The organism is Rhodococcus sp. 21391 (assembly GCF_016772255.1).
In the GTDB taxonomy this organism is placed as follows: domain Bacteria; phylum Actinomycetota; class Actinomycetes; order Mycobacteriales; family Mycobacteriaceae; genus Rhodococcus_F; species Rhodococcus_F opacus.
Genome location: NZ_CP063781.1, coordinates 5,989,836 through 6,014,885 on the forward strand (window position 1 = coordinate 5,989,836; position 25,050 = coordinate 6,014,885).

Consider the following 25,050-nt stretch of genomic DNA (forward strand, 5'->3'; position numbering starts at 1 on the left):
GTCGGGCGGATCAGTTCGATCCGTCCGGTCCTTTCCAGGCCCTCGTCTGCGCGTCGTCGTCGCCGGTGCCACGCTGCTCGTGCGGTGGGTTCCACTGGTTCCCCGGACCCTGGTTTCCGGAGTACTGGCCCTCCGGATTCTGGTTGCCCGGATCGCGAGGCGGCCAGCCCGGAGCCGACCAACCCGCGGGGGCGCCGTAGTCCGGACGCGGCTGCGTCATCCCACCCTGCGGCCTGGCCGGTGCCGGCTGCGAGTAGCCGTTGGCGGGTGCCGGCTGCGGGTACTGCTGCTGCGGAGCCTGCTGCGACTGCTGCTGGGCGAACACCGGCTCGGGCTGCTGGGGCCACGGCTCGCCGCGCTCGACGGCGAGTTCTCGCGGCGTCTTGACCGGCGGCTTGTCGGACGGGGTCCGGTGGCCGAAGTCGTTGAACGCGGTGATGCGCGGGCGCTTCTCGACGCTGTGGAAGATCTTCTCGAGATCCTTGCGGGTGAGCGTCTCACGTTCGAGCAGCTCGGTGGCCAGGATGTCCAGCACGTCGCGGTACTCGTTGAGGATCGCCCACGCCTCGGTGTGCGCGGCCTCGATGAGGTTGCGGACCTCTTCGTCGATCTCGCGTGCGACCTCGTGGGAGTAGTCGGACTGCTGCCCCATCGATCGGCCCAGGAACGGGTCTCCGCCCTCCTGGCCGTACCGCACCGCACCCAGCTTGGCGCTCATGCCGTACTCGGTGACCATCGACCGGGCGATCTTCGTCGCCATGTCGATGTCGGAGGACGCACCGGTGGTCGGCTCGTGGAACACGAGTTCCTCGGCCGCGCGGCCACCCATCGCCATGACGAGTCGAGCGATCATCTCGGACCGCGTCATCAGGCCCTTGTCGTCCTCGGGCACCGTCATCGCGTGACCGCCGGTGCGGCCGCGGGCGAGGATGGTGACCTTGTAGACGGGCTCGATGTCGGGCATCGCCCACGCGGCGAGCGTGTGTCCACCCTCGTGGTACGCGGTGATCTTCTTCTCGTGCTCGCTGATGATGCGGCTCTTGCGGCGCGGGCCGCCGACGACACGGTCGACGGATTCCTCGAGCGCAGCCTCCGTGATGACGGTGCCGTTCTCGCGGGCGGTGAGCAGCGCGGCCTCGTTGATGACGTTGGCCAGATCGGCCCCCGACATTCCGACGGTGCGCTTGGCCAGGCCCTCGAGGTCGGCGTGCTGGTCGATCGGCTTGCCCTGCGAGTGAACCTTCAGGATGGCGCGACGACCGGCGAGGTCGGGGGCGCCGACCGGGATCTGCCGGTCGAAGCGGCCCGGACGCAGCAACGCCGGGTCCAGGATATCGGGGCGGTTGGTGGCGGCGATGAGGATGACGCCGGTGCGGTCACCGAAACCGTCCATCTCGACCAGCAACTGGTTGAGGGTCTGCTCGCGCTCGTCGTGTCCGCCACCGAGGCCCGCGCCACGCTGGCGTCCGACGGCGTCGATCTCGTCGACGAAGATGATGCAGGGGCTGTTCTGCTTGGCCTGGTCGAACATGTCGCGCACACGGGACGCACCCACACCGACGAACATCTCGACGAAGTCCGAACCGGAGATCGTGAAGAACGGGACACCGGCCTCGCCTGCCACCGCTCGGGCGAGGAGGGTCTTACCGGTTCCGGGCGGCCCGTACAGCAGCACACCGCGCGGGATCTTCGCTCCCAGCGACTGGTAGCGCATCGGGTTCTGCAGGAAGTCCTTGATCTCGTACAGCTCTTCGACGGCCTCGTCCGCACCCGCGACGTCGGCGAACGTGGTCTTCGGCATGTCCTTGTTGAGCTGCTTGGCCTTCGACTTGCCGAAGCCCATGACGCCGCCGCGACCACCGCCCTGCATGCGGCTCATCACGAAGAAGAAGATGCCGAGCAGGATCACCATCGGCAGGACGAACAGCAGGATCGATGTGAGCCAGCTCTCCTGCGTGACCGTGGTGTTGTAGCTCTGCAGGCCCTTGTCGGAGATCTCGTTGAAGATCTGCTCGGACGCCGACGCCGGATACTTCGCGAGGATCTCGGTCTTGCCGTCGGTCGCGTCGTTGCCGTCCTTCAGCCACAGGCGGACCTGCTGCTCCCGGTCGTCGATCTGCGCCTTGTCGACGTTGTTCGCGTCGAGCTGCGCGATCGCCACGGAGGTGTCGACACCCTTGAATCCGCGCGTGTCGTTGCCGAAGTAGCTGAAGGCGTAGATCACCAGCAGGATGCCGGCAACTATCGCCAGGTTTCGAAACACAGTCTTACGGTTCATACAGGTCGGCCGAGATGGCCGGTCCTTTCGAGAGTGCGGGTCTTCCGGGTGCGCCTTCCGGCTGCCAACCGGACAAACCAGGTTACCGCGAAGGCACCCCGGCGACTCCAGGTAGCAGCCAACCGCCGTTGGGAGCGGTCTCTTTCTTTCAACGCATGCGATTGCCCATCGGTTCCCTCGGACTCGATCCGGGTCCGAATGTGCGGGAGTTCACCGCGCGGGCGCGACCCTCGGCCAGCCGCCGCCCACCCGTTCGATGTGAGCGGCCAGGGCCAGGATCCTGGCCTCTCCTCCGGGCGGTGCCGCGATCTGCACGGCCAGCGGTGTGCCCGAGTGTGAGTGCGTGCCGACGGGCACACTCGCCGCAGGCCACCCGACGAGATTCCACAGCGCGCTGAGCGGGGCGTACCGCACGTTGGCCACGATGTTCGACAGCCACGACCGCTCGCTCCACGTCGTCGCCGCGAGCGGCGGCTGCGCGAGAGCAGGTGTGATCACCACGTCGTAGTTCTCGAAGAATGCGCGCAGCGAATCTTCGAGCCTGCCCACCTGCTCGGGGCGGACGAACCGGCCCAGCGCGCGCCCCACCGCGACGTGCCTGCGGGTCCGCGGCTGCAGTAGCCGCAGATCGAGCCCCTTCGCGTCGGCGGCCGTTCCCGCGGTCCAGCGGGCGAGAACGGGAAGCAGGTTGACCGGGTACGGCAACGTCGCAGGCTCGACGTCATGGCCCGAGCCGGTCAGTTCCCTGCCCGCGCGCACGGCCGCATCCCGCCACTGCGGATCGACCGTGGCCAGGAATGTCGGCGACCCTGCCGCCACCGCGATCCGCAGTGGTTCCGACGCGCCGATCCGCGCGAGTTCGGGCCGGTCGGCGAGGACGGACAGCATGAGAGCGGCGTCGTCGACGGTCGTGGCAATGGGCCCGTTCTCGGCCATCCCGAACCACGAGGTGGCGCCGAGTTCGGACGGCACCACTCCCCTGCCCGGTTTGATACCGAACACTCCGCAGTTCGCCGAGGGGATGCGGATCGACCCCAGACCGTCGGTCCCGTGGGCCAGGGGCACCATCCCCGCGGCCACGGCGGCGGCCGCTCCCCCGGACGAACCCCCGCAGGTCCGCGACGGATTCCACGGATTGCGGGTGATGTGGCCGGGCGCGTCGGTGGTTCCCCACACCGCCAGTTCGGGGAGGGTGGTCAGGCCGACGACCACCGCTCCCGCCGCCCGCAGTCGCGCGACGACCGGGTGATCGGAAACCTTCGGTTCGGCACTGGTCGCACCCGATCCCTCGCGCATCGGCAGTCCGGCCACGGAAATGACGTCCTTGATCGCGACCGGCACTCCTGCCAGCGGAAGCGTGGACAGATCCGGCCGGTGAGAGAGGGCGAGGGCGTCGGCTCGGGCCTGTTCGGCGAGGACCGTGACGAACGCCTGAATCTTCGGTTCACGCTCGTCGATGGCCGCGAGCGCGGCCTCGACATGCTCCATCGGGCTCGAGACGCCCGAGCGAACCTGCTCGGCGACGACGACGGCTGAGGTGAACGGGGAGTCCCCCATCACCCGAGTATATGGTGCAGGGAAGCAGTCGTTTCGAGTATTCGCGCTGGATACAGTAGGTCTGCGGGGTTACCATTCGCTTGTCCCTGGATGGGACTCTTCACACCGCTCCAGACAACCTCGATGTGCCCAGAGAACCCGCCCAGTAGAACCCTCGATGTGCAATGACCAGAGGAAACGGGTCGGGCAGAGACGGATCGGCCGCTGGATCGGACTCTGCCGAACGGACCGTCGGAGTCACGAACTCCGAACACGAGAGCAGCGAAGCGACAGTCGCGGCCGGACCGTCGACGGTGGTTGCTGAGCAAACCATGTCCGCACGGACCATGACCGCCGAGCAGACCGCCGCCGCCGAACAAACCGCGGCCGCCGAACAAACCGCGGCCGCCGGTCCGACCGTGACTGCCCGGCAGCCGGACACCCTCATCACCACGCCGCCGGGCAATGCGGCGCTCGACGATGTCGAGGTCGGACAGCAGGTCGACGACTTCGATCTGCTGATGGGCCTGGGCAGCGGCGCGTTCGGCCGCGTGTTCCTGGCACGGCAGCGGTCGATGCAGCGACTCGTCGCGGTGAAGATCTCGCACGACAAGGGGAACGAGCCGCAGACCCTCGCCCAGCTCGACCACAACTACATCGTGCGCGTGTTCGACCAGCGGTTGCTCGAGGACCGCCAACTGCGCCTTCTCTACATGCAGTACCTGCCGGGCGGCACCCTGCTGCGGGTTCTGCGCCGCGTACGCGTCACCCCGGAACAGGACCGGACGGGCAGCCTGCTGCTGGAAGTGGTCGACGAGGAGATGCGGGAGAAGGGCGAGATCAGGCCCACCGACTCGAGTGTGCGGGACGAGATCGCATCGCTGACCTGGCCGGAGACGATCGCGTGGCTGGGGCGGCGACTGGCGGACGCCCTCGACTACGCCGGCAAGCGCGGCGTCCTGCACCGCGACATCAAGCCCGCCAACATCCTGCTCACGGCGGAGGGGGTGCCGAAGCTCGCCGATTTCAACATCAGTTTCAGCGACACCGTCACTGGCGCGTCACCGCTGGCCTACTTCGGCGGGTCCCTGGCCTACATGTCCCCCGAGCAACTCGAGGCGTGTCACCGCGGTATGCCCGGGACGGCGGCGGACCTCGACACCCGCAGCGACATCTTCGCGCTCGGCGTGATGTTGTGGGAGTTGATGTGCGGGCGGCGTCCGTTCGAGGACGAGGACGTGTCGAGCGAGTCGCTCGTCGCACTCGAAGCGATGCTGGACCGCCGCAGCCGCGACATCGACCCGGAGTTCCTCGACCAGTTGCCCTACGACTGCCCGCCGTCGCTGCGACGGGTACTCCTGACGTGTCTGGCACCGAAGCCGGAGGACCGGTGGTCGTCCGGTGCCGAACTGGCCCAGCAATTCGACCTGTGCCTGAATCCCAGGGCCCGCGACCTCGTCGATCCGCCGCCGAACAGTTGGCGCATGCGGCTGCGCCGCTTCGCGCTCCCGATTCTGGTGATCGGTATCGCGGTGCCGAACGCTCTCGCCGGCGCCTACAACTACCACCACAACAAGATGCTGATCATCAGCAATCTGACGCCGGAGGCCCAGCACTCGTTCGAATCGATCCAATTGGTGATCAATTCGATTGCGTTCCCGCTGGGCGCGATCATGCTGCTCTACTGGTGCCGATATCCGCTGCTCGTTCCGCGTGGTCTGCGCAAGGGGAAAACGTACGACCGCCAGACACTGGCCCGGGCCCGCACCGACACCCTGCTGCTCGGCGACCGCGTCGTGCTGGTGGTGTTCGGGTTGTGGGTCATCGCGGGCATCGCCTATCCGATTTCCCTGCAACTCGCGGCGGGGAACGTTCCGCCGGGCGCGTACGTGCACTTCATCGCATCACTGATCGTGTGCGGTGCCGTGTCGGTGGCGTACCCGTTCTTCGTGGTCGCGTTCTTCGCGGTGCGCTGCATCTACCCGACCCTGCTGCCGCAGGACATCGCCAGCAGCGCCGACGCGCACAAACTGCGGGGCCTCGACCGCCGGAGCACGCTGTATCTCGCGGTGGCCGCTTCGGTTCCGCTGGCCGGCGTGGCCGGGGTGACGTTCCTGTCACCCGACGAGATCACACTGGTGATCATCGCGGTCCGCATCCTGTGCGTCGGCGGCATCTTCGCGTTCGTCGGCGTGTACTGGCTGTTCCGGCAGCTGGAGCAGGACCTGCGGGCGCTGGAGCTCGCCGTGTCGCACGAACCCGTCCGCTGACGAGCAGCGCGGAGATCAGCCGCCGTAGACGGAAGGCTCGAGGGTCCCGATGTACGGCAGGTCGCGGTACCGCTCGGCGTAGTCGAGGCCGTACCCGACGACGAATTCGTTGGGGATGTCGAAGCCCACGTTCGCGACGTTGACGTCGACCTTGATGGCGTCGGGCTTGCGCAGCAGCGTGACGACCTCGAGGGACGCCGGGTTGCGGCTCGACAGGTTGCGCATCAGCCAGGACAGCGTCAGACCGGAGTCGATGATGTCCTCGACGATCAGCACGTGCCGGCCGGCGATGTCCTTGTCGAGGTCCTTGAGGATGCGCACGACGCCGGAGGACGACGTGGACGACCCGTAGGAGCTGACGGCCATGAACTCCATCTGGGTGGGGATGGGGAGGGCCCGCGCGAAGTCGGTCATGAAGAAGATGGCGCCCTTGAGGACACCCACCAGGAGCAGATCCCCTTCCGGGGCGCCCTCCGGGTAGCGCTTGGCGATCTCCTCGGCCAGTTCGACGGTACGTCGACGAATCTCGTCCTCGGAGATCAGTACCGATGCGATGTCGCCTTCGTACACGCGATCAAACCCTTCGTCGGTCGTCCAATCCGACGTTCAGCCTGCCACGTCGTCGGCGGACCACCAACCTCGCGTCCGGTGTTCCGCCCCCGATCGCCACCTGTCCCTGTCCCCGCCACCGTGCGACGAGGTCGTCCACGGCCCGCAGTTGCGTGTCTCCGAGACCGCGCGCACCGGCCGCGAGTAGCCAGCTGCGCAGTACCCGCCTGCGGACGGGTGGCGCCGACAGAACGAGCACGGCCGCGTCGATTTCGCCGTCCACCACGACTTTCGCTTCGGTCTCGGCGGCCATCGCGTCGAGGACCGCCCCTTCCTCGCGCAGGTGTTCCCCGGTGCGGGCGAGGGCCCCGGCGACGCCGCCGCCCAGGACGTCCTCGAGCAGCGGGAGCACCTCGGTGCGCAGCCGCACCCGCACGAAGTCGGGCGAGGCGTTGTGCGGATCCTCGTGCGGGCTGAGTCCCAGTTCCACGCAGGCCTGCCGGGTCACCGCGCGGCGCACGTCCAGCAGCGGTCTACCCCACGGGCTGTCGTACGGGCTCATCCCCCAGATGGATCGACCACCCGAACCCCGCGACAACCCCAGCAACACTGTTTCGGCCTGGTCGTCGAGGGTGTGTCCCAGCAGCACCGGGCGGGTTCCGCGCGCCGAGTCGAGGGCGCGGTAACGGGCCTGCCGGGCCGCCGCCTCGAGCCCGCCCGACCCGGTCACATCGACGGAGAGCACCTCGGCGGACGCGCAGCCGAGCGCTCGGGCACGGGCCGCGGCCTCGTCGGCCACGTCGGCCGACCCCGGCTGCAGCCGATGATCGACGACGAGGGCACGCACCGAACGCGCCTCCGCGACGGCCGCCGCGGTCAGCGCCAGTGAGTCGGCGCCACCCGACAACGCGACCGCGATCTCACCGTCCGGGGCGTGCGCGGCGATCCAGCGCCGCACGGCGTGACGAACCTCGAGGATCGCCGGCTCCTCGGGAAGCAGCGTCACCGGCTCAGCCCTTCTCGAATCAGCCCAGTACCCGGGACACCCAGGCGTCCGGCGCGTCGATCTCCGCGAGCCGGGGCAACGTGTCGGGGCCGGTCCACACGACGTTGAACCGGTCCATCCCGACCTTGTCCACGACGGCGTCGACGAACGCCTTGCCGCGCACGTATTGCGCCATCTTGGCGTCCATTCCGAGCAGCGCCCGGATGAGACGCTGCACCGGGTTGCTCTTGCGTCGGCGACGCTGATCGAACGCCGCCCGGATCGCTGCCACCGACGGCACGACTGCGGGGCCGACGGCGTCCATCACGTGGTCCGCATGTCCCTCGAGGAGGGTGCCGAGTACCAGCAGACGGTCGAGGGCCTCACGCTGCGGCTCCGCCTGGGTGGCGCGCAGCAGCCCGACGATGCCTCCCGGTGCGCCCGACTCGTCCGGCTCCGTGCGCCCACGGGCGCGCAGCGCGGAGGACAACCGGCCGACCATGTCGGTGACCGACTCGTCCTCGGCGGATCCGAGCGTCTCCACCGACGCCTGCATGTACCCGGTGAGCCACGGTGAGGACGAGAACTGCACCCGGTGCGTCACCTCGTGGAGGCACACCCAGAGCCGGAAGTCGCTGGGCCGCACCCGCAACGTCCGCTCGACCGACACCACGTTGGGAGCCACCAGCAGCAGGGTTCCGTTGTCGCCGGTGAACGGGTCGTACTGGCCGAGGATCGCCGACGACAGGTACGCGAGCATCGCCCCGGCCTGAAGGCCCGCCGGTTTGCCGACCAGCATGCCGGGAGCGGCGTCGCCGCCGGTGAGTTGCGACATCGAATGCGCGGCAGCGTGGATCCACCCGGCCCGGTCGAGGATCTGGGCGGTCGGCACCGGAAGTCCGTCGGCGAGACCGGTGACTTCCCGGACGGGCAGTTCCGCGCGCATCGACGCGTCGGCCAGTTCCGCGACCACGGTTTCGGCCGTGTACCGCGACGTCACCGGTCCGCTGCGCGCGAGTTTCACCCCCGTCCTGGCTGCGAGCTTCCAGTCGACGGCACCACTGAAGGCATTTCCCTCGGCGGCCATCACTGGCACCCGCACGTGCGGAGCGCAGCCGCAAGTGCGTCGAGTGCGGGACGGCTGACCTCCGGAGGGCGGTCGTTCGACATCAGCGCGAACGTCAGCACCCGCCCGTTCTGGTCCACCACGTAGCCGGCGAGCGCGCTGGCCGTGGACAGAGTGCCGGTCTTCGCCCGCACCCAACCGGCACCCGTGCGGTTCCCCGACGCGTAGCGGTCCGACAGGCTGCCCGTCGCACCGGCCACCGGCAGGTAGTCGAGCATGGGCCGCAGGGCGGGATTGCCGTCGCCCGCGGCCGCCGTGAGGACCTGGTCGAGCGTGTGCGGCGCGATGCGGTCGTCGACGGACAACCCGCTCGCGTCGTGCAGGGTGAACCCCGACAGATCGAATCCTGCCGCGGTCAGCGTCTGGCCGATGGTCGCGACGGCGCCCTCGAACGATGCTTCCGCGCCGGCATTCATGGCAACCTCCCGCCCGATCGCTTCGGCAAGCACATTGTCCGAGTGTTCCATCATCTGCCGCAACCGGTCGCGCAGCGGCGCCGACTGCACACTCGCCACGGTAGCCGCACCGGGCGCCGCGACCCCCGACGTGACCGCCGACGGGGCGATGCCGAGCGCACCGGCGAGCGTCCGCCCGGCGTCGAGCGCGGGTGTCGAACTGCGCGGCGACTCGTCCACGAGCGGGTCGGCCCGTCCACCGTCGAGCATGATCGGTTCGGTGGGGGTGATGAATCCGGCGCCGACGTCCGTCGGGAACCATCCCTGCGCCATGGTGTCGCCCGAGTAGATGCTGGTGTCGACCACGATGCTCGTCACCTGGATGCCCGCGTTCCGGACCTGATCGACCAGCTGCGAGATGTGCGCCGCACCCGGGTAGTAGCCGTTCTCCCCGACCGGCTTCGCGGTGAGAGTGGGATCACCACCGGCGACGAGGACGATCTCGCCGGGAGTCGCGCCCTGCACCACCTTCGTCGTCACCCGACGGTCGGACGGCAGCGCCAGCAGCGCGGATCCCGCGGTGAGGACCTTGGTGGTCGACGCCGGGGTCATCGGGGTCTGCGGGTTGACGCTCCACAGGACCTGACCGGTGACCGCGTCGGCGACCGTTCCGCTGAACTTGCCGAGGTCGGGGTTCGCGGCGGCCGGACCGACCGCGGCGGCGATCCCCTGCGCCGTCGGCATCGGCGCGTCGTCCGGCACCGGCGTGACCTGCGGGGCCGCCGTGATCGGTGCAGGTTCAGGCGCAATCGTCAGTTCACCGCGGCCCGCCGACGCGTTGTGCGCGGTCACCGCGACCACCAGAACAGCCGCCATCGCGAGCACCACGACGACGACCGACGCGAACAGAATTCGCATGTTCCGACGGTGGCGTCCCGCCAACGAGCCCATCTTCTTCTTTCCCTGGCCCGGCAACGCGCCTCCGTCTTCACTGTGATTCGTGGGTGGTCAGACAACCAACCTTATCCTCGACCCGATATCCTCTCCCCGAATCATCATCGACACGACAGCGAGGAATCGGCGTGGAGTTCGACGTCACCATCGAGATCCCCAAGGGTCAGCGAAACAAGTACGAGGTCGACCACGTGACCGGTCGCGTGAAGCTGGACCGCTACCTCTACACCGCGTTCGGCTACCCGGCCGACTACGGCTTCATCGAGAACACCCTCGGCGAGGACGGCGATCCGCTGGACGCGCTGGTCCTGCTCCCCGAGTCCGTGTTCCCCGGCGTCATCGTCGAGGCACGTCCCGTCGGCATGTTCAAGATGGTCGACGAGGCCGGCGGCGACGACAAGGTGCTGTGTGTGCCGGCCGGCGACCCGCGGTGGGACCACATCCAGGACATCGGCGACGTCCCGCAGTTCGAGCTGGACGCCATCAAGCACTTCTTCGTCCACTACAAGGACCTCGAGCCGGGCAAGCACGTCGAGGCAGCCGACTGGGTCGGGCTCGCCGAGGCGAAGGCCGAGGTCGAGGCTTCGCTCAAGCGTCTGAAGGACAACGGCGGGCACTGAGCCGGCGGCGAATCGTCTGGCACTGAGCCGGCGGCGAATCGTCTGGCACTGAGCCGGCGGCGAATCGTCTGGCACTGAGCCGGCGGCGAATCGTCTGGCACTGAGCCGGCGGCGAATCGTCTGGCACTGAGCCGGCGGCGAATCGTCTGGCACTGAACCTCTCGACGTTCACGGTAACGGCGTCCATCCCCCGCGGGGGTGGGCGCCGTTGTCGTCTCACTCCTCCGCTTCTCCCCGCGCTGCGGCCTGGAGTCCGGACTCGCTGCGGAGCGGTACTTCCTTCCACAGCACGGTGAGGACGAAGGCGACGACGGCGAGCATCGACACGCTGAGGAAGACCGATCCGATGGCGTCGGCGAATCCTTCGCGGAAGGGCAGGGCCAGCACATCGTCGAGTTTCCCGATCACCGAACTGTCCGTGAGGACTCCGCTGACGCCGGCGTGGTCGGGGCTGAGCATTCCCTGGCCCATGCCGGCCTCGGCGGGGTCGTTGCTCTGCGCGGCGGCGACCACGGCTCGACGGAAGTCGGATGTGCCTGCGGCGGCCGTCACCCGCTCGCCGATGGCCGGGGTGAGGCGGGAGAAGAGGATCGACAGGAAGATCGCGACGCCGGCGGTGCCGCCGATCTGCCGGAAGAACGTGGCCGCTCCGGTCGACACTCCCATGTCCTGTGGGGGCAGCGCGTTCTGAATGGCGAGGGTGAGGGGCTGCATCAGGTTTCCGAGACCGAGTCCGAGGATCAGCATGAACACCATCACGACGGGCATCGGGGTGTCGGCGGCCAGCGTGTGCAGCAGGTACGCGCCGACTGCGATCAGGGCGGTACCCAGGATCGGGAAGTATCGGTACCGTCCGGTCCGCGAGATCATCTGACCGCTGACCACCGAGCCGGCCATGAGTCCGAGGACCATCGGCAGGATCTGGAACCCGGCGAGGGTGGGGCTCGAGCCCTTCACCACCTGCAGGTACTGGGGTAGCAGGGTGATGCCGCCGAACATGACGGCGCCCACGACGAGGCTGATCACGACGCCGAGCGCGAAAGTGCTGTTGCGGAAGAAGCGCATCGGGATGAGTGCGTCATCCTTCATCGCCAGTTCCACCGCCACGAAGGCGAGCACGCCGATGACGCCGATCACGTAACACGCCAACGACTTCGAACTTCCCCATCCCCAGCTGTGCCCCTGTTCGGCGACGACGAGCAACGGCACCACGCCGACCGCGAGGGCGATCGCACCCCACCAGTCGATCCGCCGGCTTCCGCTCGGTCGTCGCGGCAGGTGCAGCACCCGGGAGACGACCGTGAGCGCGACGAGTCCCACCGGCACGTTGACGAGGAAAACCCAACGCCAGCCGTCGATTCCGAGGAGCTCGTCCTGTCCGGCGAACACTCCGCCGAGGACCGGCCCGAGGACGCTGGACGTGCCGAACACGGCCAGGAAGTAGCCCTGGTACTTGGCCCGTTCACGCGGGGAGACGATGTCGCCGATGATGGTGAGCGCCAACGAGAACAGACCACCGGCGCCGAGTCCCTGGACCGCACGGAAGGCCGCGAGCATGTACATCGACGTCGAGAACGTGCACAGGACCGAGCCGATCACGAACACCGTGATCGCGAACATGAAGAACGGCTTGCGGCCGTAGATGTCGGACAGTTTGCCGTAGAGCGGCGTCGCCAGGGTGGCGGTGACGAGGTATGCGGTGGTTGCCCACGCCTGCAGCGAGTATCCGTCGAGGTCGTCGGCGATGGTGCGGATCGCCGTCGCCACGATCGTCTGGTCGAGCGCGGCGAGGAACATGCCGAGCATCAACCCACTGAGTACAGCCAGGATCTGCCGGTGGGTGTAAGCCACCGGCGTTTCGACCGAATTCGACACTGTTTCCTCGCTGCGCCGTCGTTTACTTGTAGTCGGCAAGTATGCGAGCGCAGCGAGGTTTCGGGCAACTGATGGACTGAGCTTTACCTGCGGATAAGGCTCTGCGACCGACTATTCGCCCGTGAATTCAGGGGCGCGCTTCTCGAAGACGGCAGTGATCGCCTCGGTCAGGTCCTGCGACGGCAGGAACGCGGCGTTCCATGCGGCGACGTAGCGCAGGCTGTCGTCGACGGCGGCCGCGCGGGAGTGGTCGAGGACGTCCTTGATGCCGTGGACGACGAGCGGCGGGTTCGCCGCGATCTCGGCCGCGGTCTCGTGCGCGGCGACGAGGACGGCGTCGGCGTCCGCGAAGACGCCGTTGACGAGACCGATCTTCTCGGCGCGCCCGGAGTCGATGTCCTTGCCGGTGAGCGCGAGTTCCCGCAGATGACCGTCGCCGATGATGGCGGGCAGTCTGGCGAAGCTGCCCATGTCGGCGACGATCGCGACCTTGACCTCACGGATGCTGAACTTCGCGTCGGTGCTGGCGTACCGGATGTCGCACGCGGAGATCAGGTCGACGCCACCGCCGATGCACCAGCCCTGGATGGCCGCGACCACCGGTTTGCGGCAGTCGGCGACCGCGTTGATGCCGGACTGCATCCGCTTGATCATGTCGTGGAACGCGGTACGCGGGCCGGCCTGCGCCTTGTCGGCGAGGACGGAACCGAAGCTGCCGCTCATGGCGGGCAGGTCGAGACCGAAGGAGAAGTTCTTGCCGGAGCCGGCGATCACCACGGCCCGCACGTCCGGATCGGTGTCGAGTTCACCGAAGATCTCGGGGAGCTCGCTCCAGAAATCCGGGCCCATCGCGTTGCCCTTTCCGGGTCCGATGAGCGTCACCTGCGCGACGTGATCCCTGCGCTCGACGGTGAACGCATTCCAGGTCTTCTGTTCGGTCATTACTCAAGAGTAACCACCGCTCTTCGACGTCACGCGAAATACCCTGGAGGTCTCTGCACCGTCTTGTGAACGGACAGCCGCCATGACGCACCGGACGATCCCGGCCGGCGACGCCGTAGTCGTCGGCGCCGGAATGGGGGGACTACTTGCCGCGGCGGCTCTCGCCGGAACGTTCCGGAGCGTCGTCGTCCTCGACCGCGACATCCTGCCCGACACGGCGACCGCGCGCAGGTGCGTGCCGCAGGCCCGGCACGTGCACGCCCTTCTCGCCGGCGGGCAGGCCGCAATGGAGGACCTCCTCCCGGGGTTCGTGTCCGAGCTCCTGGCCCTCGGCGCCACCGCGGGCGACGCGCTGGGCGACATCCGGTGGATCGTCGACGGACACCGGATGGCCCGCGAGATCAGTGGGTCCCCGGCATTCTCGCGAGCAGACCGCTCGTCGAGTGGCAGATGCGCAGGCGGGTTGAGGCGCTGCCGAATGTGCGAATACTGGACCGTTCCGACGTCACGGGTCTCACCGTCGACGGCGGGCGGGTGACCGCCGTGACCGTGCAGCACCGCGGCGGCGTCCCGCCGGAGGTCGTCGGGACCGATCTCGTCGTGGACTCGTCCGGCCGCAGTTCGCAGACTGTCGCCCGGCTCGGCGAGCTGGGTTTCGCGCCGCCGGCCGAGTCGCAGCTGGCCGTGGACGTCAGCTACGCGACGAGGCACTTCCGGCTCGACCCGCCGCATCTGGACGGGGATTCCGGCATCGGGATGGCGCCGGGACCGTCCAGTCCGCGCAGCGGTTTCATGGGCGTGCAGGAGAACGGCACCTGGATCGTCACTCTCGCCGGGTACGGGGACGATGTGCCGCCGCTGGATCCGGACGGCTTCCTCGACTTCGTGAAGTCGTTCCCCGCCCCGGACATGTACGAGGCACTGCGCACGGCCGAGCCGGTGGACGACGGGGTGCGTTACCGGATCCCGACGACCGTCCGGCGGCACTATTCCGCGGACGATCTGCCGTCGAATTATCTGCCGTTCGCGGACGCCATCTGCTCGTTCAACCCGATCTACGGCCAGGGCATGAGCGTCGCCGCGGTGGAGGCGACGATCCTGCGGGACTGCCTGCGGTCGGGGCGCGCGCATCTCGCTCACCGGTTCCTCCGCGGGGCGAACCGGTGTATCGATGCCGCGTGGACGCTCACCGTCGACAACGACCTCCGGATCCCGGCGGTACCCGGTCGGCGGTCGGCGCGGGTGCGGTTGGTCAATGCGTACACGTCCCGGCTCGATCGGGCGGCGTCCGTCGACCCGGCCGTGGGGTCCGCGTTCCTCCGGGTGACGCATCTTCTCGACCGTCCGGGGACGCTGCTCCGGCCGGCGACGGTGTTGCGGGTTCTGCTTGCGTCCCGCTGACGGACGACCGCGAGATTACCTGTATGTTGACGTCACAGATACCTGGAGGATCTGCGCCGCCACGAGAGGAAATCCGTGCTCGACATCGCCTGGAACCCGACGCTGAACGCGCTGACCCGCAACGCCTGGCGACTGTCCTTCGGCGGCGGAATCGCACCGGTCCAGCGAACCCCGTCGACGCGCATCCACGAGGCGCCCCATCAGGACCTGTACCGGTTCGACAGCACCGAGACCGACGGCGGCCGACCCGTCCTCCTCGTGCCCCCGCTCGCGGCGCCCGCACACTGCTTCGACCTCCGGCCGGGCCAGAGCCTGGCCGCGCACCTCGTCGGTTCGGGCAAGGCGGCGTATCTCGTCGACTACGGCACGATGGGTTACTCCGACCGCGGCCTGGGGTTCGAGGACTGGATCGACGACTTCATCCCGGCGGCGGTCGACCGCGTGTCCCGACTCCACGACGGTGCACCCGTCGACCTGATCGGCTGGAGCCTCGGGGGAACGATGTCGCTGCTCACGGCCGCGGGCCGGAACTATCTGCCGATCGGTTCGGTGACGGCGATCGGCACGCCGATCGACTACGAGTCGGTGACCATGATCGCGCCGCTGCGGATGGTCGGCCGGTTCACCGGCGACCGCCCCCTCACCACCGCGACGCGGGCGATGGGCGGACTGCCCGCGCCGCTGGTCCAGGCGAGCTACCGTTTCACGGCACTTCAGCGCGAGCTCACCAAGCCGTGGTTCATCGCCAGGAACCTGCACGACACCGAGACCCTGGCACGCATGGAGTCCATAGACCGGTTCATGGCCGACATGCCGGGTTATCCCGCGCGGTTCTTCCGCCAGGTCTGCACCGAGCTGATCCTCGGGAACGCGCTCGCCGCGGGGAGTTTCCAGACCCGGAACGGCGCGATCGCGCTGGCCGATCTCGCGGTGCCGGTTCTCGCGATCGGTGGCACCGAGGACGTCATCGCGCCGATCCTGTCGGTCCGGGCGGCGACGGACGTGCTCACCGGTTCTCCGTCGGTGCGGTTCGAGTCCGCGCCGGGCAGCCACCTCGGGCTCGTCGCGGGCCCGAAGGCCAAGGACTCCACGTGGGCCCACATCGACGGCTTCCTCGACGGGGTCGTCGCGCGGACCGCCTGAGATCAGGTCAGTCCGGCCCTGGCGACGGCGCCCGCGAACAGCGCGGTGACCGCGGCGCCCATCGTCGACTGATCCACTTCCTCGGGGTCGACGGAGTGTTCGAGCACGAGGCCGGAGATGAGGGCCATCAGCGAGATGGCCGTGGTGCGGACGTCGAACGTGTCGTCGACCCCCCACTCCCGCGCGCGCTCGCCGATCAATTCGACGAGCCTTCCGCGCAATTGCCGCCGCTCCCGCAGGTAGGCCTGGGCGATCTGCGGGTCGCGTGCGGCGAGCACACCGAATTCGAGCACCAGCAGTGACCAGCCCGGTTCGCGGACCATCCACGACGCGACGGCCTCGCCCCCTTTGCCCGCGGCGTCCGAGGGGTTCATGCCGGCGATCTCGGCGAGGACCCGTCCCGCCAGTTCGAGTGAGCGCGCCGCGAAGAGTTCGGCGAACAGGTCCTGCTTCGAGTCGAAGTTCGAATAGACCGCCCCCTTGGTGAACCCCGCCCGGCGGGCCACCTCGGCTAGCCGGGCCGCGCTGAAGCCCCGTTCCGCGAATTCCTCCGCCGCCGCGTCGAGGAGGCGCTGACGCACAACATCACGACCGGGACGCGTCGTGGGCGCCCATTCGGTGTGACGACTGTCCCGTTGACGATCTTCAGTCACGATACCTAGGGTATTCAATACCCACGGTATCGACAAGGATCGAGGACGTCCGATGACCATGACCGACAGCGAATCCCCCACCCCGGCTCCCGTGCACCACGACAGTCCGGTGTCGAAGTACGGCGCGCCCAAGGTGATGGTCGCGCTGGTCTTCGGCGTTCTGCTCCTCCAACTCGGCTTCATCCTCAGCTACGTGGCCGCGTTCCATCAGCCCACGCCCCGCGACATCGAGATCGGTGTCGTCGCAGCGGAGGGACTGCCCGCAGGCACGGACCAGCAGGTCGCCGACCGGCTCGACGCGATCGACGGCAGGCCGCTGCGCGCCCGTGTCGTCTCGGACACCGCGGAAGCCCGGCGGCTCCTCCACGACCGCGAGATCCAGGGCGCGTTCGTCATGAACCCCGTCGGCCCCGACACCCTGATCACCGCGAGCGCGGGCGGCAGCTCCATCTCCAGCGCGCTCGAATCGGTCTTCACCCAGGTGGAGAACAGTCAGGGTCGCCAGTTCACGGTCCGCGACGAAATTCCGGTCGGCGCGCACGACAACCGTGGACTCTCCGGCTTCTATCTGGCGGTCGGCTGGGTGGTCGGCGGATACCTGCTCGCGGCGGCGATCGGCCTGTTCATCGGCGCCCCGCGGACCTTGCGTCAGGCGTCCGCGCACACGGCTGTCCTGTTCGGGTACGCCGTGCTGTCCGGCGCCCTCGGCGCCCTGATCACCACTCACGTGCTCGGCACGTTCGCAGGACACTGGTTCCCGCTGTGGCTACTCGGAACAGGCGTCGTCTTCGGCACCGCCGTGTTCACGCTGGGGTTGCGCGCCTCGGTCGGCATCCTCGCCGTCCCCCTCGCGATCGCCGTCTTCGTCATTCTGGGCAATCCCAGCGCCGGCGGGGCGTTCGGTTCGAACGTCATCCCCGCCTTCTACGCGGCCATCGGACGCTGGATCACCCCGGGCGCCGGCACCGAGGGAATTCGCAGCATCGTGTACTTCGACGACGTGGGGCTGGGACAGCCCGCGCTCGCCCTCGCGCTCTACTCGGCGGTCGGGCTCGGACTGCTGTTCGGGTTCACCGCCCGGCGCCTCCGGAAGCCGGAATCGACTACGCCCCGTTCCGATGTCGTGTCGGACGACGCTTCTTGATGTCGTACCGGGGGAATGGACCTACTCTTGGTTCATGCCGACGCCCCTGCACCCCCACGCCGCGCATGTCGCCGAGACGCTGATCGCGCGAGGGCACCATGGGGTGATCGTGACCCAGCCCGACTCCACCCACTCCGCGGCCGAGGCGGCGGAGTCTCTGGGGGTCGATATCGGGGCCATCACCAAGTCGCTGGTGTTCCTCCTGGACGACGACCCGATCCTGCTCCTCGTGTCGGGGGCGCACGAGGTGGATCTGGCGAACACGGGCAAACGACTGCAGGGAAATCTGACCCGGGCGCCCCTCGACATGGTTCGGATCGCCACCGGCCAGCCGATCGGGGGTATCGCGCCGCTCGGACATCCCACGAACCTTCCGACGTATGTCGACAACGCCCTGTCGCGGTACGCGGAACTGTGGGCGGCCGCCGGGCACCCGGACACGGTCTTCCGCACGTCGTTCTCGGAGTTGGTGCGGATCACCGCGGGCCTGGCGATCGACGTCGACTGAATCCCGGGCTGTTCACGCCCCTATAGTTGACGTCAGATCTCGTGAACGAGAATGACACAGTGCCCGCACGGGCCGACCCGGAGAATGATTTGTCCGACAGAGCCGAGAACGCCGAAACCGTCGATGGTTCGGACCTCCCCCGCGACCATCGACTCGCCCCCGGAATCTGCGCCGAGGATTACCGCGCAGCCCTGCGTCGTCACCCGGCGGGCGTCACCATCGTGACCCTCGATTCGGGGTCCGGCCCGGTCGGCTTCACGGCGTCCTCGTTCTCCTCGGTCTCACTGGACCCGCCGTTAGTGTCGTTCAACATCGCGAACACGTCGTCCAGCATCGATGCACTTCATTCCGCGGATTCGCTGGTGATCCACCTGCTCGGGGAACACCAGCAGCACCTAGCTCAGCGATTCTCCCGAAGCGCCGACCAGCGGTTCGCCGACGAGTCGCTCTGGGCGCGACTCGACACCGGCGAACCGGTCCTCCACGGAACTCCCAGCTGGTTGCGGGTCATCGTGGACCAGCTGATTCCCGTCGGCGATCACACGCTCGTCATCGGCCTCGTCACCCGCGTCCATGCCGAGGCAGACGACGATTCCGCCTCGGCTCCCCTGCTGTACCACGAGGGCCGGTACTACCGGCCCACTCCGCTCGGTTCAGCGAACAACGGCAACTGACCTGGTCACGATGCCAGTACCCGCTCGCGGAGGGGGAGGTCGAAACGACGCAGTGCTTCGTCGACGGCGGCGGCGGAGGTGACGAGACCTCGCTCCTCCAGCCACGGGAGCGTGCCGTCGACGAGCTGCGCCAGAACCCTGGGCAGCGACAGCGGCAGCACGGTCACACCGTCGGCGACGCCGGCCGCCTGGATGTCGGCGATGAGCCCGGCGAGGCCGACCGGAGTTCCGATGTACTGCAACGACACCGGAGCACGCGGTGCATCCAGTGCGCTGTCGAGGAGGGCCAGCTCCTTGCGCGCGGCGCGGGCCTCTCCGGCGATGAGGACCTCGAGGTCCACCAGGACGGTGACGCTGTCGGGGTCGCGACCGTCGGCGACGAGTTCGGCGCGGATCCGCGCGCGTTCCTGCTGCGCCTCACGCAGATCGGACGCCCGGATCCGGACGACGTTCGGCGGGAACGACGTGAGGTCGAGCTGATCCGTCGAGTCGGCGGTCAGGTCCACCCAGTAGTCCGCGCCGTTGATCGGCCGCGTGCCCGGGGCACCCTCGGCCGCCGGGTGGTGGCCGGAGCCGGTCAGTTCGACGGCGACGCGAAGGGGACGGGATACGAAGGCATTGTCTCGAGACATAGGGGTTCCTCGGGAATGACGTGTGAATGAAACGGAGCTGGAAGAACGGTCAGCTCGAACACATACCCGAGGCGGTTCGGCACAGATCGACATGCCGACGGCACCAGTGAGCAATCATTGTGCTCCCAGCCTGCGATGCCATGCGGTCATACTAGCGCGTCTCGCGAAAAACGCGTCTCCGGCACCGGATTCCACTGGCCGCTCTCCTTGGCGTAGGTCCAGCTCCTGCGCCCCGCCACCAGCGTGCGCACCGCGTCGACCAGCCGATCCACGTCCTCGGAGCAGCTTCCGAGACCCACACTCACCCGCACGGCGCCGTCGGGCCGGCCGAGGCGTCCCAGCAGCGGATGGGCGCAGAACCGCCCGTCGCGAACTCCGATTCCGTGTTCGGCGGAGAGGTAGGCGGCGATCTCTCCGGGTTCGAACCCGTCGATCGTGAACGTCACGATCCCCACGGTGTCGGGGGCGTCCGACCACAGCCGCAGGAACTCCAGGCCGTCGACGGAGCCGAGGCCGTCGAGGAGGCGGCGGGTGAGCGCCGCCTCGTGTTCGGCCACCGTGCCGAAGTCCAGCTCGGACAGCGCATCGCACGCGGCGGCGAGCGCCGCCGCGCCGAGCACGTTGGGGGTTCCCGCCTCGTGCCGGGCAGGGGCGGGCGCCCACTGGGTGGATTCGACGGTCACGTTCCGGACCGCGCCGCCGCCTGCGAGGTAGGGCTCGGCGGCGTCCAGCCAGTCCCGGCGGCCGACCAGCACGCCGGCGCCGAAGGGTGCATACAGCTTGTGCCCGGAGAAGGCGAGGTAGTCGACGCCCCACTCCTCGACGTCGATGCGGCGGTGCGGCGCGAGCTGAGCGGCGTCGACGAGAATCCTTGCGCCGCAACGATGCGCCACCTCGGCGAGGGCTGCGATCGGCAGCACCTCGCCCGTCACGTTGGACGCTCCCGTCACCGCGAGCAGGGCGGTGGGCTTGGAGCACAGTTCGGCGACGAGCAGGCGGACGGTCTCGTCCAGCGTGTCCGCCGCCCGCACGACGCGAGAGTTCTTCCACGGCAGCAGGTTCGCGTGGTGCTCGATGTCGAGGACCACGGTGCTGCCGGGGACGCAGCCGGCGAGCAGATTCAGCGAGTCGGTCGTGTTCCGGGTGAAGACCACCACCTGGTCGTCGCCCGCTCCGACGAACCGGGCCACCGAGTCGCGCGCCTTCTCGTAGCACTCGGTCGACACCCGCGACGCGTAGCCGGCGCCGCGATGCACGCTGGAGTACGTCGGAAGCAGCGCCCCGATTCGATCGGTCACCTGCGCCAACGCCGGCGCGCTGGCGGCGTAGTCGAAGTTGACGTAGGCGCAGTCCCCACCTTGAACGAGCGGAACCCGCAGGTCGGAGCCAGAAACCTGGGCCAGGGGGGCAACACACACGTCAGCGGTCAATACAGCAGTCATCACGACATCCCTCGTAGTCAGGGACTCGTCGCAGGGTCAGTGCCCTCTCGGAGTCCGCGCTTGCCGGGTCCGGTATGGACCTCAGCCTGGTCGTCACCCGGAGCACCCCGCCGCGGTGGAGGGTTGCCGACCAGCAAGCCGGGGCTTGACGCTGGTACTCGTGACCTGTTTCGAAGATTGCAGGATCGACGCGCAGTTGTCAACCCGAAATCCGGGAGCGTCCGGGATCCGGGGCGAGAACTCGCGTCAGTTGGGGGTCACCCCGAGGAGCGGGGCGAGCTGATTGGCAATCGGGTTGAGGTCCAACTTGTTCGGATCCTTCTTGGGGGTGGAGTCCCACGGCTGTACGGTGGCGGGGTCTCCGAACACGATCCGGTTCGCGCTCCGGACACCGGTGAGACTGCCCTGCGGAGCTTCGCAGGATGCGGCGGTGTTCTGCGGGAAGTCCTGCTGCGTGTCGTCGAAGTTCGGGTCGTTCCGCTTCATCTCCTGGAGGATCGCCTGGGTACCCTCGTAGCCGACGGTGCACGACGGCGGATTGTTGGTCTCTGCCACCAGGCCCAGGTGAACGGTTCCGTCGTCGGGCGCAATGGTCGAAGACGCGGCCGCCACACCGGGCAGATACACGAACAGCGTCTGCAGGGCGGTGGCCTGCACCGAGATCGCCTTCGCCGTGGCGGACAGGTTGGCAAGGTTCGTCGTGGCACCCGGCCCGGCCTCCGAGACGAGTTGCCCTAGTTGATCGCTCGCCGGATTTCCGTTGTCGATCAGCCGCCGGACGTCCGGGTCGCTGCTGCGCAGCCGATCCGCGAGCGAGTCCAGGCCGGCACTGAAATCCTTGATCGCCGACGACTGTTCGGACTGCGTTCCCAAGACGGTGCGGCCGTCGCGCACCAAAGCCACTGTCCGATCGAGCGATTCGGCGCCCGACGCCGACAGCCCGGACAACGAATCCGCGAGCGACCGAAGGTCTTCGCCCTTGCCGTCGAACGCCGTGCCGAGTTCCGTCACGACGGTGTGGAGCGCGTCGATCGGCACGGATTCCGTCAATCCCTGTGTGCTGGCGAGCAATTCTTCGACGGGAACCGGCGTCGACGTGTCGGCGGCGGCGATACGGGATCCGTCCGTCAGGTACGGCCCGCGATCGGTGGCGGGCTGAAGGTCGACGTACTGCTCGCCGATCGCCGACCTGTTGGCCACGACGGCTTTCGCGGAGGCGGGAATGCCGGGCGCGCTCGTGTCGATCCTCAGTTCGACGACGACGCCGTCCGCGGTCAGGGACATGCCCCCGACGCGGCCGACCGGCACGCCGCGGTACGTGACTTCCGCGTTGGTGAAGATGCCGCCCGACGTCTCCGATTCGAGGTGCACGGTGTATTCGCCGAACCCGAGGAGATTGCCCAGGCGCACGTAGTTGGCACCCACGTAGACGAGGCCCATGAGGGCCACGAGAACGAAGCCGATCAGCTGCCACCGGACGAGCGGCGACCTCACCGTCCACCCTCGATGTCGCGTCGCCCGAACGCCGTCCCCGCTGCGGCGAGCCGGCACCGGTTCGCGAAACGACTGTTGATGGCGGCGGCAGACACAGACACTCCGATGACAGAGGGATACATGAGACAAGCGGTCACATATATATCTAATCCGGTCGTCGTAGCAGCGCAAACTCCGAGCCACCCTCGGTGGCGCACGTCACTTGCAGGTCTTGACTGAATTTTCAGTTTGGAATATCTTCGGTACCCACCAGGACGTGATGACAGTCACCTCCGCCCCGGAATGTGAGGTCCGCAGTGTCCACGAATCTCGACCCGACGACGCCCCTCGACGACACCGCCCCCTCCCCGCCGGAGGACCGCTTCGGACACGTCGAGACGATCGGCGTGGAATACATCCCCGAATCGGAACGCGATTCGCGACCGCTCAACATGCTCGCCGTGTTCTTCGGCGGCAACCTGGCGTTCTCGGTGATCGTGTTCGGCTGGCTCCCCATCACGTTCGGACTCGGGTTCGGCAGCGCGATCGCGGCCAGCGCGGTCGGCATCGGGCTCGGCACGCTCCTCATCGCCCCCTTGTCGCTCCTGGGCCCGCGCACCGGCACGAACAACACCGTGTCGAGTGGTGCGCACTTCGGGGTGAGCGGACGGATGATCGGCTCGGGGCTCACATTGCTCTTCGCCCTCGCGTACGCCGCGATCGCGGTCTGGACCTCGGGTGACGCGCTGATCGCCGCCGCCCACCGCCTACTCGGTACACCGGTCGACAACGGCATGCTCGCCCTCGGCTACGGCATCATCGCCGCCGAGATCGTAGCCGTCGCCCTGTTCGGGCACGGCACGGTGGTCGCGCTCCAAAAGTTCGTGCTGCCCGTCGTCGCCGCGCTGCTCCTGCTCGGTGTGTTCGCGTTCGGTGGTCGCTTCGTCGGCGGGGCGAGCAGCGGCGACTATCTCCTCGGCGGATTCTGGCCCACCTGGATTCTGGCCGTGGTCCTTTCGGTCGGCGGGCCGCTGTCGTATGCCCCGACGCTCGGCGACTACAGCAGGCGGATCTCCCGGGTGCGGTTCGGCGACCGTTCGATCGTCGCGGCCACCATGGCAGGCATCTTCTTCGGGCTGTTCCTGACCGCGGCTTTCGGATCGTTCACCGCGTCGACCTTCACCACGCTGAGCGACTCCTACGTTGCCGACCTGGTAGCGGAGGCGCCCGGTTGGTACGTGCTGCCGATCGTCCTCGTCGCCCTCGCGGGAGGACTCGGGCAGGGCGTCCTCAACGTCTACGCCAGCGGCCTCGATCTGGAAGCGCTGATCCCCCGGTTGCGCCGAGTCCACACCACGCTGATCACGTCGGCGCTCGCTGTTGCCCTGCTCTACATCGGCGTGTTCGTCGTCGATGCCGTCGATTCGATCACCGCGATGACCCTGGTGCTCAACGGTTTCGCCGCGCCGTGGGTGGCCATCAACGTCGCCGGCTTCCTCGTTGCGAGGCGAGGGCAGTACGACGCGGTCGACCTCCAGGTCTTCAACCTGGGCCGCAAGGGCGGGCGCTACTGGTTCACCGGCGGCTGGAATCTGCGCGCCGTCATCCCGTGGGCGGCCGGATCCGTGTTCGGCGTCCTCGCCGTCGACACGTCGCTGTACTCCGGGCCCCTTGCCGACATTGCGCACGGTGTCGATGTCAGTCTTGTCGGATCGTCGGCCATCGCCGTGGCCGGCTACCTCGTCGCGCTGCGACTGTGGCCCGAACACGTGGCCCCGGTCGAGGCGCCGACGTCCTAGGACGGCACGAACCGAAGGAGATTCACCGATGAGCGAGCGACGCGATGCAATTCTGAAGGCCAGCGCGACGGCCATTGCCCAACGAGGTATCCGCGGGCTTCGCGTCAACGATGTCGCGGAGGTCGCGGGCGTGTCGCCGGGACTGCTGTACTACCACTTCAAGGATCGCATCGGCCTCCTCGAGGCCGCCCTGAACTACATCAACGACCGTGCCCGCGCGTACCGCAGCGAGGGTGAGGGATCCGGCGACTCCGCTCGCGACCGGCTCACCCGCTCCCTCCTCGGCGAGATCCAGGACCGCCCCGAGGTCGTGGAGAACTCGTTGGCCTGGAACGAGTTACGCGCCTCCGCGGTGTACGAGGAGGCGCTGCGGGAGCCCCTCGCACGGACCACCGCGGCGTGGGTGTCGGAGATCGCCGACGCGATCACGCAGGCGCAGGTCACCGGCGAGATCTCCCGCTCGCTCGACCCCCAGGCCACCGCGGTCACGATGACCGCCCTCGTCGAGGGCCTGTCCGGGCGGTGGCTCTGCAAGGAGATCTCCACCGAGGACGCCCGCTCCCATCTGCTCGGCGCGATCGACGTCGTGATGTCCGAGCCCGCCCCCCACACTCCCGACACTCCCGTCACATCCAGACCGAAGGAATAACG

At 68.3% G+C, this 25,050-nt stretch carries 23 protein-coding genes and 1 riboswitch; of the genes, 10 read left to right on the forward strand and 13 right to left on the reverse strand.

Annotated elements, in window-relative coordinates:
- Positions 1–10: 10 nt before the first annotated feature.
- Complete coding sequence (gene ftsH / locus GO592_RS27655; RefSeq protein WP_007301501.1) at positions 11–2,278, reverse strand: ATP-dependent zinc metalloprotease FtsH; 2,268 nt, start codon at positions 2,276–2,278, stop codon at positions 11–13.
- Between the two features lie 210 nt (positions 2,279–2,488).
- A complete protein-coding gene (locus GO592_RS27660) occupies positions 2,489–3,835 on the reverse strand; it encodes an amidase (protein WP_007301500.1) in 1,347 nt (448 codons plus the stop codon).
- Positions 3,836–3,999: 164 nt separating this feature from the next.
- On the opposite strand from GO592_RS27660, the gene GO592_RS27665 reads away from it, so the two are divergent.
- Entirely contained in the window at positions 4,000–6,084 is a 2,085-nt protein-coding gene (locus tag GO592_RS27665; protein WP_007301499.1) for a serine/threonine-protein kinase, read from the forward strand.
- Between the two features lie 15 nt (positions 6,085–6,099).
- On the opposite strand, the gene hpt is transcribed toward GO592_RS27665, so the two are convergent.
- From hpt to dacB, 4 genes are read right to left on the reverse strand one after another with little or no spacing between them, the layout of a single operon-like run.
- Positions 6,100–6,654, reverse strand: a complete 555-nt coding sequence (hpt, locus tag GO592_RS27670) for a hypoxanthine phosphoribosyltransferase (protein ID WP_005244976.1) — start codon at positions 6,652–6,654, stop codon at positions 6,100–6,102.
- A gap of 4 nt (positions 6,655–6,658) precedes the next feature.
- A complete protein-coding gene (gene tilS / locus GO592_RS27675; RefSeq protein WP_007301498.1) occupies positions 6,659–7,639 on the reverse strand; it encodes a tRNA lysidine(34) synthetase TilS in 981 nt (326 codons plus the stop codon).
- A gap of 19 nt (positions 7,640–7,658) precedes the next feature.
- A complete protein-coding gene (locus tag GO592_RS27680; protein ID WP_005262128.1) occupies positions 7,659–8,705 on the reverse strand; it encodes a zinc-dependent metalloprotease in 1,047 nt (348 codons plus the stop codon).
- Positions 8,705–10,090, reverse strand: coding sequence for a D-alanyl-D-alanine carboxypeptidase/D-alanyl-D-alanine endopeptidase (gene dacB / locus GO592_RS27685; protein WP_007301497.1), 1,386 nt, complete (start codon positions 10,088–10,090; stop codon positions 8,705–8,707). The genes GO592_RS27680 and dacB overlap by 1 nt, the downstream gene beginning before the upstream one ends.
- Positions 10,091–10,221: 131 nt before the next feature.
- Here dacB and GO592_RS27690 point away from each other — a divergent pair, with 131 nt between their 5' ends.
- On the forward strand, positions 10,222–10,713 hold the full coding sequence (locus tag GO592_RS27690; RefSeq protein WP_005244982.1) for an inorganic diphosphatase: 492 nt from the start codon (positions 10,222–10,224) through the stop codon (positions 10,711–10,713).
- Positions 10,714–10,929: 216 nt separating this feature from the next.
- Here GO592_RS27690 and GO592_RS27695 read toward each other — a convergent pair whose 3' ends face one another.
- Together GO592_RS27695 and GO592_RS27700 are read right to left on the reverse strand one after the other, a co-directional pair.
- Positions 10,930–12,627, reverse strand: a complete 1,698-nt coding sequence (locus GO592_RS27695; RefSeq protein ID WP_157234355.1) for an MDR family MFS transporter — start codon at positions 12,625–12,627, stop codon at positions 10,930–10,932.
- Positions 12,628–12,699: 72 nt separating this feature from the next.
- The gene (locus tag GO592_RS27700; RefSeq protein WP_007301495.1) at positions 12,700–13,530 is read right to left on the reverse strand and encodes a crotonase/enoyl-CoA hydratase family protein; all 831 of its coding nucleotides are present in this window, start codon (positions 13,528–13,530) and stop codon (positions 12,700–12,702) included.
- Between the two features lie 82 nt (positions 13,531–13,612).
- On the opposite strand from GO592_RS27700, the gene GO592_RS44720 reads away from it, so the two are divergent.
- From GO592_RS44720 to GO592_RS27710, 3 genes are all read left to right on the forward strand, one after another.
- The gene (locus GO592_RS44720; RefSeq protein ID WP_237720660.1) at positions 13,613–14,068 is read left to right on the forward strand and encodes an NAD(P)-binding protein; all 456 of its coding nucleotides are present in this window, start codon (positions 13,613–13,615) and stop codon (positions 14,066–14,068) included.
- Positions 14,011–14,931 (forward strand): hypothetical protein, encoded by a 921-nt coding sequence (locus GO592_RS27705; RefSeq protein ID WP_237720659.1) that lies wholly within the window; start codon positions 14,011–14,013, stop codon positions 14,929–14,931. Before GO592_RS44720 ends, GO592_RS27705 begins: the two co-directional genes overlap by 58 nt.
- 75 nt (positions 14,932–15,006) lie before the next feature.
- Positions 15,007–16,074 (forward strand): alpha/beta fold hydrolase, encoded by a 1,068-nt coding sequence (locus GO592_RS27710; protein ID WP_007301494.1) that lies wholly within the window; start codon positions 15,007–15,009, stop codon positions 16,072–16,074.
- A 2-nt stretch (positions 16,075–16,076) separates the two neighbouring features.
- Here GO592_RS27710 and GO592_RS27715 read toward each other — a convergent pair whose 3' ends face one another.
- On the reverse strand, positions 16,077–16,787 hold the full coding sequence (locus GO592_RS27715; RefSeq protein WP_371737023.1) for a TetR/AcrR family transcriptional regulator: 711 nt from the start codon (positions 16,785–16,787) through the stop codon (positions 16,077–16,079).
- Between GO592_RS27715 and GO592_RS27720 the strand changes: the two genes are divergently transcribed.
- The 3 genes from GO592_RS27720 (at position 16,780) to GO592_RS27730 (ending at position 19,053) form a co-directional block, all read left to right on the forward strand.
- The gene (locus tag GO592_RS27720) at positions 16,780–17,871 is read left to right on the forward strand and encodes a membrane protein (protein ID WP_007301492.1); all 1,092 of its coding nucleotides are present in this window, start codon (positions 16,780–16,782) and stop codon (positions 17,869–17,871) included. The two genes, GO592_RS27715 and GO592_RS27720, sit on opposite strands and share 8 nt — an antisense overlap.
- A gap of 34 nt (positions 17,872–17,905) precedes the next feature.
- A complete protein-coding gene (locus tag GO592_RS27725) occupies positions 17,906–18,379 on the forward strand; it encodes a YbaK/EbsC family protein (RefSeq protein WP_007301491.1) in 474 nt (157 codons plus the stop codon).
- A 164-nt stretch (positions 18,380–18,543) separates the two neighbouring features.
- On the forward strand, positions 18,544–19,053 hold the full coding sequence (locus tag GO592_RS27730; RefSeq protein WP_337460066.1) for a flavin reductase family protein: 510 nt from the start codon (positions 18,544–18,546) through the stop codon (positions 19,051–19,053).
- Positions 19,054–19,058: 5 nt separating this feature from the next.
- Here the strand turns inward: GO592_RS27730 and GO592_RS27735 are convergent, their stop codons facing one another.
- The 4 genes from GO592_RS27735 to GO592_RS27745 all read right to left on the reverse strand — a co-directional run bounded on the left by GO592_RS27735 (position 19,059) and on the right by GO592_RS27745 (position 22,621).
- Positions 19,059–19,685, reverse strand: a complete 627-nt coding sequence (locus GO592_RS27735) for a hypothetical protein (protein WP_007301490.1) — start codon at positions 19,683–19,685, stop codon at positions 19,059–19,061.
- A 49-nt stretch (positions 19,686–19,734) separates the two neighbouring features.
- Positions 19,735–19,827 carry a putative leader peptide gene (locus GO592_RS46610; protein ID WP_368680942.1) on the reverse strand — a complete coding sequence of 31 codons (93 nt, stop codon included), beginning with the start codon at positions 19,825–19,827 and terminating at the stop codon, positions 19,735–19,737.
- Positions 19,828–19,831: 4 nt separating this feature from the next.
- Positions 19,832–21,127, reverse strand: coding sequence for an aminotransferase class V-fold PLP-dependent enzyme (locus tag GO592_RS27740; protein WP_039953097.1), 1,296 nt, complete (start codon positions 21,125–21,127; stop codon positions 19,832–19,834).
- A 51-nt stretch (positions 21,128–21,178) separates the two neighbouring features.
- Positions 21,179–21,293: riboswitch (SAM riboswitch) on the reverse strand.
- An 80-nt stretch (positions 21,294–21,373) separates the two neighbouring features.
- The gene (locus GO592_RS27745; RefSeq protein ID WP_007301488.1) at positions 21,374–22,621 is read right to left on the reverse strand and encodes an MCE family protein; all 1,248 of its coding nucleotides are present in this window, start codon (positions 22,619–22,621) and stop codon (positions 21,374–21,376) included.
- Between the two features lie 296 nt (positions 22,622–22,917).
- Here GO592_RS27745 and GO592_RS27750 point away from each other — a divergent pair, with 296 nt between their 5' ends.
- A complete protein-coding gene (locus GO592_RS27750) occupies positions 22,918–24,399 on the forward strand; it encodes a purine-cytosine permease family protein (RefSeq protein ID WP_007301487.1) in 1,482 nt (493 codons plus the stop codon).
- A 28-nt stretch (positions 24,400–24,427) separates the two neighbouring features.
- On the forward strand, positions 24,428–25,048 hold the full coding sequence (locus GO592_RS27755; protein ID WP_007301486.1) for a TetR/AcrR family transcriptional regulator: 621 nt from the start codon (positions 24,428–24,430) through the stop codon (positions 25,046–25,048).
- The last annotated feature ends 2 nt before the right edge of the window (positions 25,049–25,050 follow it).